The 13884-nt window shown below is 54.9% G+C and carries 12 protein-coding genes and 1 pseudogene; 8 read left to right on the forward strand and 5 right to left on the reverse strand.

What is annotated here, in order from left to right:
- Positions 1–324: 324 nt before the first annotated feature.
- From ACR0LH_RS12830 to ACR0LH_RS12840, 3 genes are read right to left on the reverse strand one after another with little or no spacing between them, the layout of a single operon-like run.
- Positions 325–789 (reverse strand): CoA-binding protein, encoded by a 465-nt coding sequence (locus ACR0LH_RS12830; protein WP_170389882.1) that lies wholly within the window; start codon positions 787–789, stop codon positions 325–327.
- Between the two features lie 3 nt (positions 790–792).
- Positions 793–1158, reverse strand: a complete 366-nt coding sequence (locus ACR0LH_RS12835) for a 2Fe-2S iron-sulfur cluster-binding protein (protein ID WP_170412916.1) — start codon at positions 1156–1158, stop codon at positions 793–795.
- Complete coding sequence (locus tag ACR0LH_RS12840) at positions 1155–2510, reverse strand: selenium-binding family protein (protein WP_480721261.1); 1356 nt, start codon at positions 2508–2510, stop codon at positions 1155–1157. The genes ACR0LH_RS12835 and ACR0LH_RS12840 overlap by 4 nt, the downstream gene beginning before the upstream one ends.
- Positions 2511–2580: 70 nt before the next feature.
- On the opposite strand from ACR0LH_RS12840, the pseudogene ACR0LH_RS12845 reads away from it, so the two are divergent.
- The 3 genes and pseudogenes from ACR0LH_RS12845 to ACR0LH_RS12855 form a co-directional block, all read left to right on the forward strand.
- Positions 2581–2715, forward strand: a pseudogene (locus tag ACR0LH_RS12845) (helix-turn-helix domain-containing protein); the annotation flags it as partial.
- Between the two features lie 63 nt (positions 2716–2778).
- Positions 2779–3342 carry an IclR family transcriptional regulator domain-containing protein gene (locus ACR0LH_RS12850; RefSeq protein WP_253285947.1) on the forward strand — a complete coding sequence of 188 codons (564 nt, stop codon included), beginning with the start codon at positions 2779–2781 and terminating at the stop codon, positions 3340–3342.
- A gap of 96 nt (positions 3343–3438) precedes the next feature.
- Positions 3439–3792, forward strand: coding sequence for a putative quinol monooxygenase (locus ACR0LH_RS12855; protein ID WP_480721262.1), 354 nt, complete (start codon positions 3439–3441; stop codon positions 3790–3792).
- Positions 3793–3976: 184 nt separating this feature from the next.
- On the opposite strand, the gene ACR0LH_RS12860 is transcribed toward ACR0LH_RS12855, so the two are convergent.
- Positions 3977–4876, reverse strand: coding sequence for a sterol desaturase family protein (locus tag ACR0LH_RS12860; protein ID WP_170464538.1), 900 nt, complete (start codon positions 4874–4876; stop codon positions 3977–3979).
- 350 nt (positions 4877–5226) lie between these two features.
- A complete protein-coding gene (locus ACR0LH_RS12865; protein ID WP_480721518.1) occupies positions 5227–5715 on the reverse strand; it encodes a CHAP domain-containing protein in 489 nt (162 codons plus the stop codon).
- A 432-nt stretch (positions 5716–6147) separates the two neighbouring features.
- Between ACR0LH_RS12865 and ACR0LH_RS12870 the strand changes: the two genes are divergently transcribed.
- The 5 genes from ACR0LH_RS12870 to nosZ all read left to right on the forward strand — a co-directional run bounded on the left by ACR0LH_RS12870 (position 6148) and on the right by nosZ (position 13884).
- Positions 6148–8013: an AMP-binding protein gene (locus ACR0LH_RS12870; RefSeq protein WP_480721264.1), complete on the forward strand. Its 1866-nt coding sequence runs from the start codon at positions 6148–6150 to the stop codon at positions 8011–8013.
- Between the two features lie 101 nt (positions 8014–8114).
- On the forward strand, positions 8115–8975 hold the full coding sequence (locus tag ACR0LH_RS12875; protein WP_480721265.1) for a hypothetical protein: 861 nt from the start codon (positions 8115–8117) through the stop codon (positions 8973–8975).
- Positions 8976–9328: 353 nt separating this feature from the next.
- Positions 9329–9793: a hypothetical protein gene (locus ACR0LH_RS12880; RefSeq protein WP_480721266.1), complete on the forward strand. Its 465-nt coding sequence runs from the start codon at positions 9329–9331 to the stop codon at positions 9791–9793.
- A gap of 44 nt (positions 9794–9837) precedes the next feature.
- Positions 9838–11961, forward strand: coding sequence for a 4Fe-4S binding protein (locus ACR0LH_RS12885; RefSeq protein WP_480721519.1), 2124 nt, complete (start codon positions 9838–9840; stop codon positions 11959–11961).
- 15 nt (positions 11962–11976) lie between these two features.
- Positions 11977–13884 (forward strand): TAT-dependent nitrous-oxide reductase, encoded by a 1908-nt coding sequence (nosZ, locus tag ACR0LH_RS12890; protein WP_480721267.1) that lies wholly within the window; start codon positions 11977–11979, stop codon positions 13882–13884.

Raw genomic sequence — 13884 nt, forward strand, 5'->3', positions numbered from 1 at the left:
CGGCCGTTTGACCTTGACCTCTGTCGCCGCGGTGCGGCCCGTCAAAGGAGATACTCGTTGCATGAGTTAGGCTGGAAGAGGGACGGAGGTCCGAAGAGCGCACAAAGCTGCCGTTCGCCGCTGCGCGGCGCTGGGACGTAGCCTGAATATCCGGTTCGCGGACAAGGTGGCCGTTGGTTCTATATATAAAACGGCCATTCTTGGGTTTAGAGTACGCGGATTTCGCAAAGCGGGCAGGATTATGTGTCTTCTCTTCCGTAAGCACAATATCTCAATTGGCACCCTTATTGGATGCTGAGGAGGCCGCTACCAATCGAATTTCCATCATATCTTTAGGTCCAGGCGCGGCTTCCAAAAAGGGCGGAAGAGTTCAATCTTGGGGCATCGGTTCATCACGACTTTAAGGCCCGCCGCTTCGGCGAGTTGCGCTGCTTTGTCGTCGTACACACCGATTTGACCCCAAAGAACTTTTGCCCCGATTGCGATAGCCTTCTCGGCAAAGGCATACAACTCTTCCTTTGGACGAAAAACGTCTACCATATCAACACGTTTGTCGATCTCTTCCAGCGAGTGGTAGACCTTGAGCCCTCTAATTTCCGAAACATTCGGGTTAGGATTCACCGGTAGAATATCATAGCCGATTTCACTCAGCTGTCGCAGAACGCCATAGCTGAATTTCGTTTTGTCCGCGCTAGCCCCCACCATTGCAATGGTTTTAACCGACTGCAGGATGTCGGCGAGGTATTTGGGGTCGTAATCGTAGATGCGGTCGATATCTGCTTCGGGCATCGGTTAACCTTCCTTCGGCGTCGCAATGTCAGCCTTGAGTTCGTGGGGTTTTAGAGGGTCGAGAAACGGATTGCGGTACAGATTGTCATGGCTCTCGACCCCGATCTCAAGCGTGATGTCGGATGTCGGACGTGCCACGCAAAGGATCACATAGCCGTTCGCGATTTGCCGATTATTCAGCGCAACCTGTCGGCGTTGATCGATCGCACCACTCTGTAGTTTTGCCGCGCAGGTAATGCAGCCGCCATACTTGCACCCAAAAGGCAAGTCGACGCCCTGTTCTCTCAGCGTTTCCAGAAGTGGACGCCGCGCATCCACACAGTATTGCGCGCCATCTCTGTTCGCGATCGTCACGGTATACACAGTCATAGCCAGATGTCGCTTGTGCAATCACCGCCCGGATACCGGCTCTCGTGACAGCGCGATGGCCCATTCGGTTCTTTGCCAAAGTCCAAAATGAAATCCTCGTTGATCTTCATGCCACCGTTTTCAGGGTCGCAATCGATCATCACCATAACCCCGCCCTTTTCGCGGATCTCGGGATAGAACTGGTTATCCCAAGTCGAGAACAGCGAAGTCGTGACATAAAGCCTTCGTCCGTCGAGAGAGAGCTGGAACATTTGCGGACCACCCGCGACCTCAACCCCATTAACTATCGGAGCTCTACCCAAAAGACCTCCCATAAACACTTGGCCGGTTAGCTTGGGATTATGCGGGTCGGTGATGTCATACTGGCGCATATCTCCATGCAGCCAATTGTTCAGGTACAAGTATTTGTCGTCCATCGAGATCAGGATCGCCGACATTACCCCCGGCAACGGGATCGGCCATTCGGGGTGCATCTCGTTTTCCACGTCGATGATCTTTTCCCACTGCCACTTTTTAGCATCGTCTTGCCACCAATGGATCACATTGGTCGAAAGAGCTGCGCCACAGAACCCATGCGTGCTGTCGGGGTCATGGTGGAACTTGACTTCCAGTGGCAACAGCCCGTCTTCACCCAAATAGAAGCTTTCGACCGGTTCGCGCTTTTCGAAATTCCAAAAATGCAGCTCCCGCCCATATTTTAGATGGCCCACTTCTTCCAGATCGAAGCCCGGCATGAAGGTATTGGGCGCAGCCCATTCGGAACTGACCATCACGTTGTGGCGTGGTTGGTACCAGAAGTCATAGCCGAATTTGATATCGCCCATCGAGGTTTCCCAGCGACCGACGATGTTGAACTCTTTGTCGAGATGCAGATAGCCTCCAGGAGCCTCACCCTTGGCATTTCCAAGGAAGGAAATGATAATTTCCGAGCCCAAACAATGCACCGTATGCGGGCCCGATAAATCTGCCTTGGCCTTGATTCCGGCCCCGTCGATGACCTTATGCAACCGCGGCGCACGCGGGTCAGTGGCTGTATCAACGATGTGAAGGTTGTTAGAGCGTACGCCCGGCAGGATCAGGTATTTGCGGGACATCGAGCCGTCGTCGTGACAGGACGAACAGGCGTTCCACCCCATGTGGTGAAGCTCGTCCCCAATCCCCGGCATTTCCAGCCTATGGATTACCTGAGAATAGGTCGGGCTGTCAGGGTCGACATCCACTGTAGCAAGGTAATCAGGTTTCTGGATCCCTGTCCCGGTGTAGATGGCGATCGTGTAGAGTAGCTTTTCTCGGGGGGCTTTGATGGCTTCTTGCGGACTCTTGAAGCCCGGTCCACAGCATTGTCCATCCATCGTATGCTCCTCCCTTGATTCCCCAAATTGTATCGTATATCGAAAAATCAATTATCATAAAGTGAGAAAAATGCATCTCGAACGATTAGCGCTGGTTTTGGAAATCGTGGGTCAAAAAGGACGTGCGTCCGTAGCGGATATATGTGCTCAGTCCGATATACCTAAACCGACGGCCTACAGGCTGGTTCAAGACCTTGTTTCGTCCGGCCTCCTTGAATCACCAACCCGCGGAGAGTTCGCGATTGGGAATAGGCTAAAGCGTATCACGTTGAGCGATCACTCTGATCCCGCTCTTTTGCAAGTGATTGCGCCTGTCCTATCTGGCGCCGCGAATGACTATGGCGCTGCATTTTTCTTGTCTCGGCTACGGGGCCATTGGGTCGAGATTATTCATGTGGAGACACCGCAGACGGGCGTGTCTTTTCTTCATCCAGGTATGGGCAAACGACCAATGCACGCGTGCTCTTGCGCCAAGGCAATCGCCGCCGTTTCGCCTGAACTGCTGTCTCAAGACCGATTGGATGGGCAGCTTAAGCAGTACACAGATCGCACGATTACAGACCCCAAGGATCTGGCCGCGGAACTCGATGTCATTCGAGCCAAAGGGTATGCCGAATGTGTTGAAGAGCTCGAGCGCGGAATCAGTTCTGTCGCTACAACGCTGACCAAGACAGGTGTTGGTGCGACGCTTTCAATCGGCGCTACGGCGTCTCTTCGGGTGTTTACACCTTCCGAGCGAGAAAAGATTGGCCATACACTTACCACAATGTCACACGAACTTGCGCGCGCGCTAGGATGGGGTGAAGCAGATGAAGAAAGGATATCCGCTTAGGTTCATGGGTATCGCAGTGCTTTAGGTTTATACCATCCAGCAGGACAGGTGTGTTTTGCGACCTTCGCCGCTTTCAGGTCAATGAGGGAGACAAATATGGACGATGCAATGTTTGGTGGGTTCTTCGTGATCAACGTAAAACCTGAGTATCGGCAGCCCTTTTTGGACGCCAGCATCTTCCAAGCGCAAAATGTTGTCAGTGAAGAACCCGAAGTTTTCCAGTTTCATATTATGGTGGATGAAACAAACCCAAATCGTTTCTATTTCTACGAAGTGTTCCGGAACGAAGCCGCAGTCCAGGATCATTGGGAATCTGAAACCTTCAATAACTGGTTAAACACTGTCCGAAAGATGCTGGATGGAGAGATCAAACTTGTTGCTAGGATGCGCTCGCTTTTTCCGACGCCAAAAGGTTTCGAGGCGCAAAAAGCAAGCCTGCTACTATGGTAAAATTGACCGACGTTTGAAACTACCACCGGTACGAGAAAATTATGAGATTTGGTGCTTGTCCGCTTTGGGCTCGATGCGGACATTCAGTTAATAACGCCCAATGTCTGCAATGCGGACTTTTCTGCCGATGCTGAACGCCTCGCGAAGGACACTCAAGCGCGGCAAAGCAGTCTTTGGTTCAACGCTATTGGTCTATTTGGTCAGTGCCAAGCTTGGTTCGCCCGGACGAGACAGATGAAGATCGCCTCCGTTGGCTCGGGGCGTCGAGGGCACCTCCGCTCGCCGGGCCGCGCAGCGGCTGAAGCAGCATTCGGTCGAGCCAGAGGTCTCGGCGTGTGCGAAACTGCTCGATGCCGATTTCCATGCCTTTATGCCCCTTCTCGGGTTGCGCAATGTAAGTACCTAGAAGGCGGTCCCACCACGGTAGGTTAAAGCCAAAGTTCGAGTTGGTCTCGCTTGGATCGACGGAGTGGTGGACTCGGTGCATGTCTGGAGTGACAACGAGCCATCTGAGAATTCGATCCACCGGACGCGGCAAATCGATGTTTGCGTGATTGAAAAGCGCGGTAGCGTTCAGGATCACCTCGAACAGGAGTACGGCGACAGCGGGCGGCCCTAAGGCTGCTACAACCGACAGCTTGATCCCCATCGAGATCAGGATTTCTACCGGATGGAAACGCAAGCCAGTGGTCGCGTCAAAATCGAGGTCGGCGTGATGCATCCGGTGTAGACGCCAAAGCCCAGGTACGGCGTGGAACATCACATGCTGAAGGTAGATTGCGAGATCGAGAAGCAGCATGGAGACCAAGATGGCAACCCAAACCGGCGCCTCGATGTTGTTGAAGAGCCCCCATCCGCGATCCTCGGCCATGGCTGCGAGACCGACTGCGAGGATTGGAAAGGTCAGCCGCAGAATGGCGGTGTCGAGCACCACGAGCGCAAGGTTGTTTGTCCATCGGATAACGCGCGGAATATCCCGTCTTCGTCGGGGTGCGGCCACTTCCCAAAGTGCCATCGCGGCCAGGACGGAAAGGAAGGCAATAAGGCGGATAGTTGGTTCAGCAACAAGGATTGTGTCGGACATGGACTTCCACTATTCGGGTTTCCGTCGCGATAGAATTGCAAGCTGTTCTAGGCGACGACCGCTCCAATGTAACGCAGACATGCAAGCGATACCATCTGAGAGCGGCTTGGTCCGCTTAGCGGAACTTCCAATGGTTTTCGGGAATGACCGTTTTCGGCAGAAGCAGACATTTAAGTCGAAAAAACGAGTCGATATTGCGCGATATCTGCTTTCACCGAGACCGGGCATTCAGCAAATTAGGCTTTATGTCCGAGTTGCGGACTTTTCCGTCATTGGCCCGCCTGCGCTGGCTGGCCACTTATGTCCGAACCGCCGGATGTGCACAGGATGCGATTCATAATTGATTTAGGCTAATCGTCAACTTTGGGATAAATAAACCCGTTCACCGGGTAGAAACCGCCATACCGGCCCGGATGACTTTCGACCCGGACCAACGTCCAATCATTGTTTTTGGATACATCCTTGACGGCCATTTTCAATGATACCTTGTTGCGGTGCCAGTTGGCATGGTTCACGATGACTTCCCTGTCGGTGACAACATCGGATACGACAGCCACGTGACCAAGGGGCATGCCTCGGGTTGCTCGAAATGACATTACCGCACCGACAACCGGTTCACTGCCTCTTTCAAATGTACTACGCGCCTTGCCCCACCAGTCCTTGGCGTTTCCGCGAATTTCGATACCGCTGAGGTTACGTGCGTAGGGTACACACCACACCCTTTGCCCTCGAGCTTGTTTTTGTTCGACTTCTCGCAACGCCATGGCCTGACGTTCTGGATCGAGATCCGCGTCGTTTGAGCCCTGAGCGCAGGCAGATACAAAAGCAAAAAGCCCCATCGCAAACGCAGCGCGAGCAGTACCGGGCAGGCGCAGCCATTTCGTATTCGTTTTTCTGTCGCTGTTTTGCAAGAAGCTATATTGCCGATATGAGTGGTTACGAAGTTCTATTGCAATCTTGCGGGTTATGAAAAGAACCCAGCCTATTCTCCGGCAGGAATTTGCCAGTTGATGTTCTTCGTCTTTGGGTCGAGCGCGAAACTTCGCAAAGTCAGCTTTCTGCGCATAATCGTTGTCGGTTGATCGCGCAGCATCGGCCACTATGGGTTCCACGCGGTCATTCGCAAAATCTCGATATATGTCCACTTTGCGGACAAAGCGACCTTTCGTAAATTGGCTTGTTTTTGCGCTTTATCTCGTATGTTGGAGTTGCAAATTTCAGTTGCTCGACCAAAGCTCGGGCATCACTTTCTAGAAGTTGAAGGAGATCCCATGGCTAATCTCGGTACACGGCCGATCAAGACTCAAAGTGATATTGCTGAGTTCGAAGCAGAAATGACGCTTGAAGAGCGGTTACCTGAGCAAAGCATCTTGGATGTCTTTATCAACAGCGCTGATCGCGATCCTGATGCGACTGCGCTGACAATGCTGATGACCGGAACTGAGGACGAAGAGCCGCGCCGTGTGACCTATAAACAGTTGCTGGGACAGATAATGCGCGCTGCAAATCTGTTTGCAGCAATTGGAGGTGAAGCACCGGGCGTTGCGTTTATGCTGCCCGCTTTGATTGAAACCCACGTCACATTGTGGGGAGCAGAAACGGCTGGGTACGCTGTTCCGATCAATTTTCTATTGCAGCCTGAGAGCATAGCAGAACTTCTCAAAGCCTCCGAAGCAAAGATTCTTGTTGCTCTTGGCCCTCATCCACAGCTGGACATTTGGGAGAAAGCTCTAGCAATGCGGGAGCAGGTTCCGGGCCTCGTACTTGTGCGCGTTTCTCCGCCGGGTACACCGCCCGAAGAAGGAGTTATTGATCTTGCCAGTGCTTTGATGGCCCAACCTGATGATCATCTGACTTTTGGGGAGGCGCGCAGGGGTACAGATCTGGCGGCCTATTTTCACACCGGGGGCACAACCGGTGTACCAAAGCTTGTTGCGCACACCCACCGCAGCCAGCTGGTCGCAGCATTCGGGGGAGCAGTCATGTGCGGCTTTCGCTCTGATGATGTATTTACCGCTACTTTTCCTCTTTTTCACGTCGCAGGAACGATTGTCGGCGGTCTCAGTTGCTTTATGGCAGGCGTTGAACTGCTCGTCATGACTCCAGCCGGTCTGCGAAACCCAGCAGTTGTCGCAAGCTTTTGGCGTCTTGTTGCACAATACAAGGTTACAATTGTTGGCGGCGTACCAACTGCTATTGGTGCGATCTTGCAAACGCCAATTGGCGATCATGACATCTCGCGCGTGCGGGCGGGCGCGACTGGCGCTTCATTGCTACCGCCTGCGGTCGGGCAGAAGTTCAAGGAAGTGACCGGCTGCACTCTTTTTGAAATTCTGGGCATGACGGAAGCTTCCGGATTGATCAGTATCGATCCACTCTGCGGTACGGGTACTGCAGGTTCGGTTGGCTGGGCGTTACCTTACACAAATGTCGACGTTCTAAAGCTGGAAAGCGATGGTGGTCTTAGCGCGGTGTGTGAGATTGGCGAAATCGGTGTTGTAGCCATCAAGGGTCCTCACGTGTCGCCCGGTTACAGCGTTCCAGAATTCAACAGTGAGGTGTTCGTAGACGGTGTTCTGAATTCGGGCGACTTGGGGTACAAAGATGCGAATGGGTGCCTTTATGTTGCCGGACGCTCGAAAGATCTGATTATCCGAAGCGGCCACAATATCGATCCGGTCATGATTGAAAATGCGATGAGTACCCACCCTGCTATCGCGTTGGCAGCAGCGGTCGGCATGCCCGATCCTTATGCTGGAGAACTGCCGATATGTTTCATTCAGGTCCACACATCCGATGAGGTTACCGTTGAAGAACTAATGGCACATGCTCAGAACACTATCGATGAAAGACCAGCTTGGCCGAAGATCATTGAGATTGTTGATGAGATACCGCTGACGTCAGTCGGCAAGATCTTCAAGCCCAGTCTGCGGTGCGATGCTGCAAAGCTGGTAGTATCAAATCTGCTTCGAGAACAACTGAAGTTGCCCGACGCTCACGTGCAAGTGGAGGCCGGCGGGCCACGCGGACTTTGCGTCACAGTGAGCCTTTCTAAGACAGACGCGTCGTCTAGGTCCAGCGTTGAACAGAAGCTTCAAGACTTCCTTTTCGAGACGCGCGTTGAAATCGAATCGTAGGGGACAACTTTCAAAATGACTCACATTGCCAATCGCAAAAAATATCATGTTGTCAGTGGCTATTGTGCGAGCCTTTTGATTGTTTAGGTTGGGAGAGCGAAGTGACAGTTCCGTTTGGAGTAATATCGGTCTTCGTTGGTCTGGCCATCTGGGCATGTCTTGCGGTTCATGCCGTACTGCGACGTAAGTACTTACCAGTTCTGCTTTTCGGCATTTTCTTAATGCTCTACCTGAACGCGGGCTACGTCATCCACGGTCCCGCGGCGTCGATCGCCAATTTCGTTGGCATCTACGACGTGTTGATCAATTTGGGATTAAGCGATCCTGCAAGCGCAGCTGCCGTCTCTACATGCCCTAACAATTCTTGCTCCGCCTGGGGCGAAACTTTTACCAATCACCCGGCATGGGGGGTCGCGTTTTATGATCGTTTCGCAAATGGTCCGGAGATACGATCCGCACTCCTACTGGGGCATGTTGTCTGCAATACAATCGTTTTTGTGTTAATGCACGTGCAGATGTTTTTCCCCGGTGGTCAGGCGCGAAACCATGCATTGATTGGCCGAGTCTGCTTTTGGATACTGACAGTTGGTGTCGGGTGTTCCGTGGTACTTGCTGCCCAGCACGGATCAGTAGGTGAGTATGGTGGAGCACTGTCGACCTGGGGCTTTGTCTCAATGTCGATGTTTGTTTACACCACAGCTGTATTAGGCGTGCTTGCGATCCGCCGCCAAGACGCAGCTCAGCATCGTATATGGATGTGGCGCTTTGTTGGCTCGATGTGGGGGTCGTTCTGGCTGTTTCGTGTCTTGCTGTTCGTAATCGACCCTCTTTTTCGCGACATCGAAGCCCTCGCAATCCAAATTTGTATTTGGGGATCGGCGCCTGCCGGCATCCTGATCGCCGAAATGGTCCGAAGACAAGTCGACGCAAGCAACGCAACCCAGCCAATCGTCGATGGATAAGACTGCCTTACGCACCGGTTTCGCTCCTAGCGCGTCGCAATAATCGTTCCATGTCGTCGACCGCGCCGGTGTCTCAATTGTGCTTGGTGCAGACGTTCACCAAATTACGTGCAAACACCGTCTCTGAGGGGCGTTTCTGTATAATAGATAACTGCGTAACTACCCGATATAAATGGACAAAATCCACTACCCAAATCAATGTCTCTCGGTAAATTGGGTGCGTGCCCGCCTCTACCCAAGTTCTTCTGTCAAGACCTTAATTTTTACTCCGTTTCGGAACAAATGACTTAAATCAAGTATCTCGCTGCGAGAATCCCCTAAAACTCAGGAAGGAATGCCGAGTTGGATTCTCCATGCCCTCTTCTAACCCTCTGCACAACCTCCCTGTTCGCGCGTCCCGCGTGGCTTTTGCTTTGGCGGGTATCTTCCTGCTGTTGTTGCAAATGCTGAGCCCGGTTCCGGCGAGTACCGGTGAAAGCATGTGGGTGGAGATCTGCTCGGAGGCGGGGGCAGTCTGGGTTCAGGTGGACCTTGAGGAGGAGACCGAAGACCCTATCGCGCCCTGCCCGAAATGCGCCGACTGCGCCCTATGCGCGGTCACAGCCGCGGCCCCAGTGCCGGACCTACCCACTATGACGCAGCCCGCCGTAACCCATCTGGCAGTTGCACAATGCGTCGATCAGCTGCGGCACCGCGATGCAACGCGCCTGTGGCCCGAAACCCGAGGACCCCCTTGCGCGACCCAAGAAGCAACTGAACGCGCCCTACGCGCGTCCATGGCGTCCACCCTAAATACCGGAGGTGCGCCGTGGTCGTAAGTCGCGCAATCCATTTCCTGCTGGCCCTTGCCCTGTCCTGCCTGATGGCGATCAGTGCCCATGCAGACAGCCTTGCCAGCTTCCTCCCTGAAATAGAACCCGCCGATCTGGCCCCCGGTGCCGATGCCTTTGGTCCGGTCCGTAATGACATTCCGGTTGCCCCGGTCCTGAAAGGCGGTGAGACCGTTGCCTGGGCCTTTCTGACCTCTGATTTCGTGGGCACCACCGGGTATTCTGGCAAGCCAATCCATGTCGTTGCAGGCATCGATCAGGATGCAGTGCTGACCGGCGTCCAACTGGTCAAACACTCTGAACCCATCGTGCTGGTCGGCATTCCCAATTCGCGCATGGTCGAGCTGACCGAAGGCTATACTGGTCTGGACCTGAAGCGTGAGGCCGAAACCGGTGGCGAGGGACATGACCTCGACATCATCTCGGGCGCAACAGTCACGATCATGGTGATCGACGACAGCCTCGTACGTGGCGGGATCAAAGTGGCGCGGGCGCTGGGTCTGGGAGATTTATCTCCGCTACAGGCTGACGGGCCGAAGCGCGAAGTCGATCTGGCGCAGGGCGCGGTCTATGACTGGACCACCCTATCCGGCGACGGCTCGGTACGGCGACTGACGCTGGATATCGGACAGGTGAATACTGCATTCGAGGCCACGGGCGATCAGCGCGCTATCAGTCGGCCTGAGCCGGGCGAACTCGACGAGACGTTCATCGACATGCACATGGCGCTTGTCTCGGTCCCATCCATCGGCAAGTCGCTACTGGGAGAGGCCGAGTTTCAGAACCTTGTGGACTGGTTGGACGAAGGCGAACAAGCCGTTCTGGTGCTCGGGCGCGGAGCCTATAGTTTCAAAGGCTCGGGCTATGTTCGCGGGGGTATTTTCGACCGGATCCAGTTGATCCAGGGCGACAGTTCGGTGCGGTTCTTTGACAAGCAACAACGCCGCCTAGGAGAAGTGGCTGCGCCGGACGCGCCCAGCTTCACCGAATTGGATATCTTCAAAATCCCCGCCGATGCCGAGTTCGATCCGGCAGAGCCGTTCCGCTTGCAACTGCTAGTACAGCGTGCGGTGGGAGCGGTTGAGAAAACCTTTTTGACCTTCGATTTGGGCTACATGCTGCCCGAACACTATCTACTGCCGGTCACAGCGCCTACGGTCGTGGATGACGCAACCGATGAAGCCGCTGCCAAGGCCGTCCTGTGGCAACGTATCTGGAAAGACCGCGTGTTTGAGATCGCGGTTCTGGGCGTGATGCTGCTGGTACTGACGGCCACCTTCTTCTTCCAGTTCCACGCCACGATGAATGCGCGGGTTTTCTACTGGTTCCGCATCGGCTTCCTGACGGTGACTCTGTTCTTCATCGGCTGGTACGCCAACGCGCAGCTCAGTGTGGTGAACCTGATGGCATTGGCCGGCAGCCTGCGCACCGGCTTCTCGTGGGATGCCTTTCTGCTTGACCCGCTGGTCTTCATTCAGTGGTTCGCCGTAGCGGCCGCGCTGCTGTTTTGGGGTCGCGGTGCCTATTGCGGCTGGTTGTGCCCGTTCGGTGCGCTGCAGGAGCTGACCAACAAGATTGCTCGCGCCTTCAAGGTGCCGCAATGGACGCTGCCCTGGGGTTTGAACGAGCGGCTTTGGCCCGCGAAATACATGATCTTCCTCGTACTCTTCGGCATCAGCTTCGTTTCGATCCCGTTGGCCGAAAAATATGCCGAGGTCGAACCGTTCAAGACCGCGATCATCCTGAAATTCATACGCGACTGGCCTTTTGTGGTCTTCGCGCTGGCCCTTCTGGGGATCGGGCTGTTCATTGAACGGTTCTACTGCCGCTATCTCTGCCCGCTGGGCGGAGCGCTGGCGATCCCCGCCCGTATCCGCATGTTCGACTGGTTGCGCCGCTACAAGGATTGCGGCACCCCTTGTCAGACCTGCGCCAACGAATGCCCCGTTCAGGCCATCCACCCCACCGGCGAGATCAATCCGAACGAGTGCGTCACCTGCCTGCATTGTCAGGTGCTCTACCAGTCCGAGGACAAATGTCCCGTCGTTATCCGCCAGATGAAACGGCGGGCCAAGACAGGGTCGGTCCAGATGAAGACCCCACTCGGACAACCACCGGCGAACCATCCAAACGCCAAACCGCAAACCGCTTCCTAAAAAGGAGGGAAGATTATGTCGGATACTGAAAACAAACTGAACATCACGCGCCGCGGAATGCTGGGGGCCACTGCCACCGGTGCCGTTCTGGCCGGGACCGGGCTCAGCTCGACCTTGATGACCGCGCGCGAGGCAAGCGCTGCCGCAAATGCGCATCTGGAGCCGGGTGAGCTGGACGAATATTACGGCTTCTGGTCCTCGGGCCAGACCGGTGAGCTGCGCATTCTGGGCGTGCCCTCGATGCGGGAACTGATGCGGGTACCTGTGTTCAACCGCTGCTCGGCCACTGGCTGGGGCCAGACCAATGAGTCGCTGAAGGTTCTAACCGAAGGCCTGCTGCCGGAAACCAAGGAGTTTCTGGCCGCAAACGGCAAGGTCACCTATGACAATGGCGACCTGCACCACCCGCACATGTCCTTCACCGATGGCACCTATGATGGCCGCTATCTGTTCATGAACGACAAGGCCAACACCCGCGTGGCCCGTGTGCGCTGCGACGTGATGAAATGCGACAAGATCATCGAGATCCCGAACGCGCATGACATTCACGGTTTGCGTCCGCAGAAATATCCGCGCACCGGCTATATCTTTGCGAATGGTGAGCACGAAGCACCGCTGGTGAATGACGGCCAGATCCTCGACGATCCGTCGCAATATGTGAACATTTTCACCGCCATCGACGGTGATACGATGGAGATTGCGTGGCAGGTAATGGTGTCGGGCAACCTCGACAACACCGACTGTGACTATCAGGGCAAATACGCATTCTCGACCTCATATAACTCGGAAATGGGCATGAACCTGGCCGAGATGACCGAGAATGAACTGGACCATGTGGTCGTGTTCAACCTCAAAGGCATCGAAGACGCGATCGCCGCAGGCAGCTATCAGGAACTGAACGGCGTCAAAGTCGTGGATGGCCGCAAAGAGGCAGGTGGCAACCTGACCCGCTACATCCCGATCCCGAACTCGCCGCACGGTGTGAACGCAGCGCCCGACAAGAAACATATCATGATCAACGGTAAACTGTCGCCGACCGTGTCCGTGATCGACGTTGAGAAGGTCGGCGCGCTGTTTACCGACAACGCTGATCCGCGTTCTGCCATCGTGGCCGAACCGCAGTTGGGCCTTGGCCCGCTTCACACTGCGTTCGATGGCAAGGGCAACGCCTACACCACCCTTTTCTTGGACAGCCAGGTGGTGAAATGGGACATCGCCAAAGCGATCGAAGCTTATGGTGGCGCAGACGTTGATCCGATCCTCGACAAGGTGGACGTGCATTATCAGCCCGGTCACAACTCGACCTCGATGGGTGAAACCGCCGAGGCTGACGGCAAGTGGCTGATTTCGATGAACAAGTTCTCGAAAGACCGCTTCCTGAACGTGGGCCCGTTGAAGCCTGAAAACGAGCAGTTGATCGACATCTCGGGGGATAAGATGAGGGTGGTTCATGACGGCCCGACCTTTGCCGAGCCGCATGACTCGATCCTTGTGCACCGATCCAAGGTGAACCCGGTCAATGTCTGGGATCGCAACGACCCGATGTGGGAAGATGCGCGCAAACAGGCCGAAGCCGATGGCGTCGATCTAGACTATGGCGCGGATGAGCCGATCCGCGATGGCAACAAGGTGCGGGTCTACATGACCTCGGTCGCGCCTGTGTTCAGCATAGAGAAGTTCACCGTCAAGCAAGGCGATGAAGTCACTGTTTACGTCACTAACCTGGATGACGTGGACGACGTGACCCACGGCTTCTGCCTGTCGAACTTCGGCATCGCGATGGAGGTAGCGCCGCAGGCCACCGCCTCGGTCACGTTCATCGCTGATCGTCCGGGCGTGCATTGGTTCTATTGCCAGTGGTTCTGCCACGCGCTGCACATGGAAATGCGCGGCCGGATGTTCGTTGAGCCGCGGAGCGCGTAA

This window comes from Ruegeria sp. CL6, assembly GCF_056536465.1.

Bases quoted from the DNA above. Each gene is read 5' to 3' on its own strand.
- nosZ (WP_480721267.1), top strand. From the start codon at position 11,977: ATGTCGGATACTGAAAACAAACTGAACATCACGCGCCGCGGAATGCTG.
- ACR0LH_RS12865 (WP_480721518.1), bottom strand. From the start codon at position 5,715: ATGGGGCTTTTTGCTTTTGTATCTGCCTGCGCTCAGGGCTCAAACGAC.
- ACR0LH_RS12870 (WP_480721264.1), top strand. From the start codon at position 6,148: ATGGCTAATCTCGGTACACGGCCGATCAAGACTCAAAGTGATATTGCT.
- ACR0LH_RS12885 (WP_480721519.1), top strand. From the start codon at position 9,838: ATGGCGATCAGTGCCCATGCAGACAGCCTTGCCAGCTTCCTCCCTGAA.
- ACR0LH_RS12840 (WP_480721261.1), bottom strand. From the start codon at position 2,510: ATGGATGGACAATGCTGTGGACCGGGCTTCAAGAGTCCGCAAGAAGCC.
- ACR0LH_RS12835 (WP_170412916.1), bottom strand. From the start codon at position 1,158: ATGACTGTGTATACCGTGACGATCGCGAACAGAGATGGCGCGCAATAC.
- ACR0LH_RS12860 (WP_170464538.1), bottom strand. From the start codon at position 4,876: ATGTCCGACACAATCCTTGTTGCTGAACCAACTATCCGCCTTATTGCC.
- ACR0LH_RS12855 (WP_480721262.1), top strand. From the start codon at position 3,439: ATGGACGATGCAATGTTTGGTGGGTTCTTCGTGATCAACGTAAAACCT.
- ACR0LH_RS12880 (WP_480721266.1), top strand. From the start codon at position 9,329: ATGCCCTCTTCTAACCCTCTGCACAACCTCCCTGTTCGCGCGTCCCGC.
- ACR0LH_RS12830 (WP_170389882.1), bottom strand. From the start codon at position 789: ATGCCCGAAGCAGATATCGACCGCATCTACGATTACGACCCCAAATAC.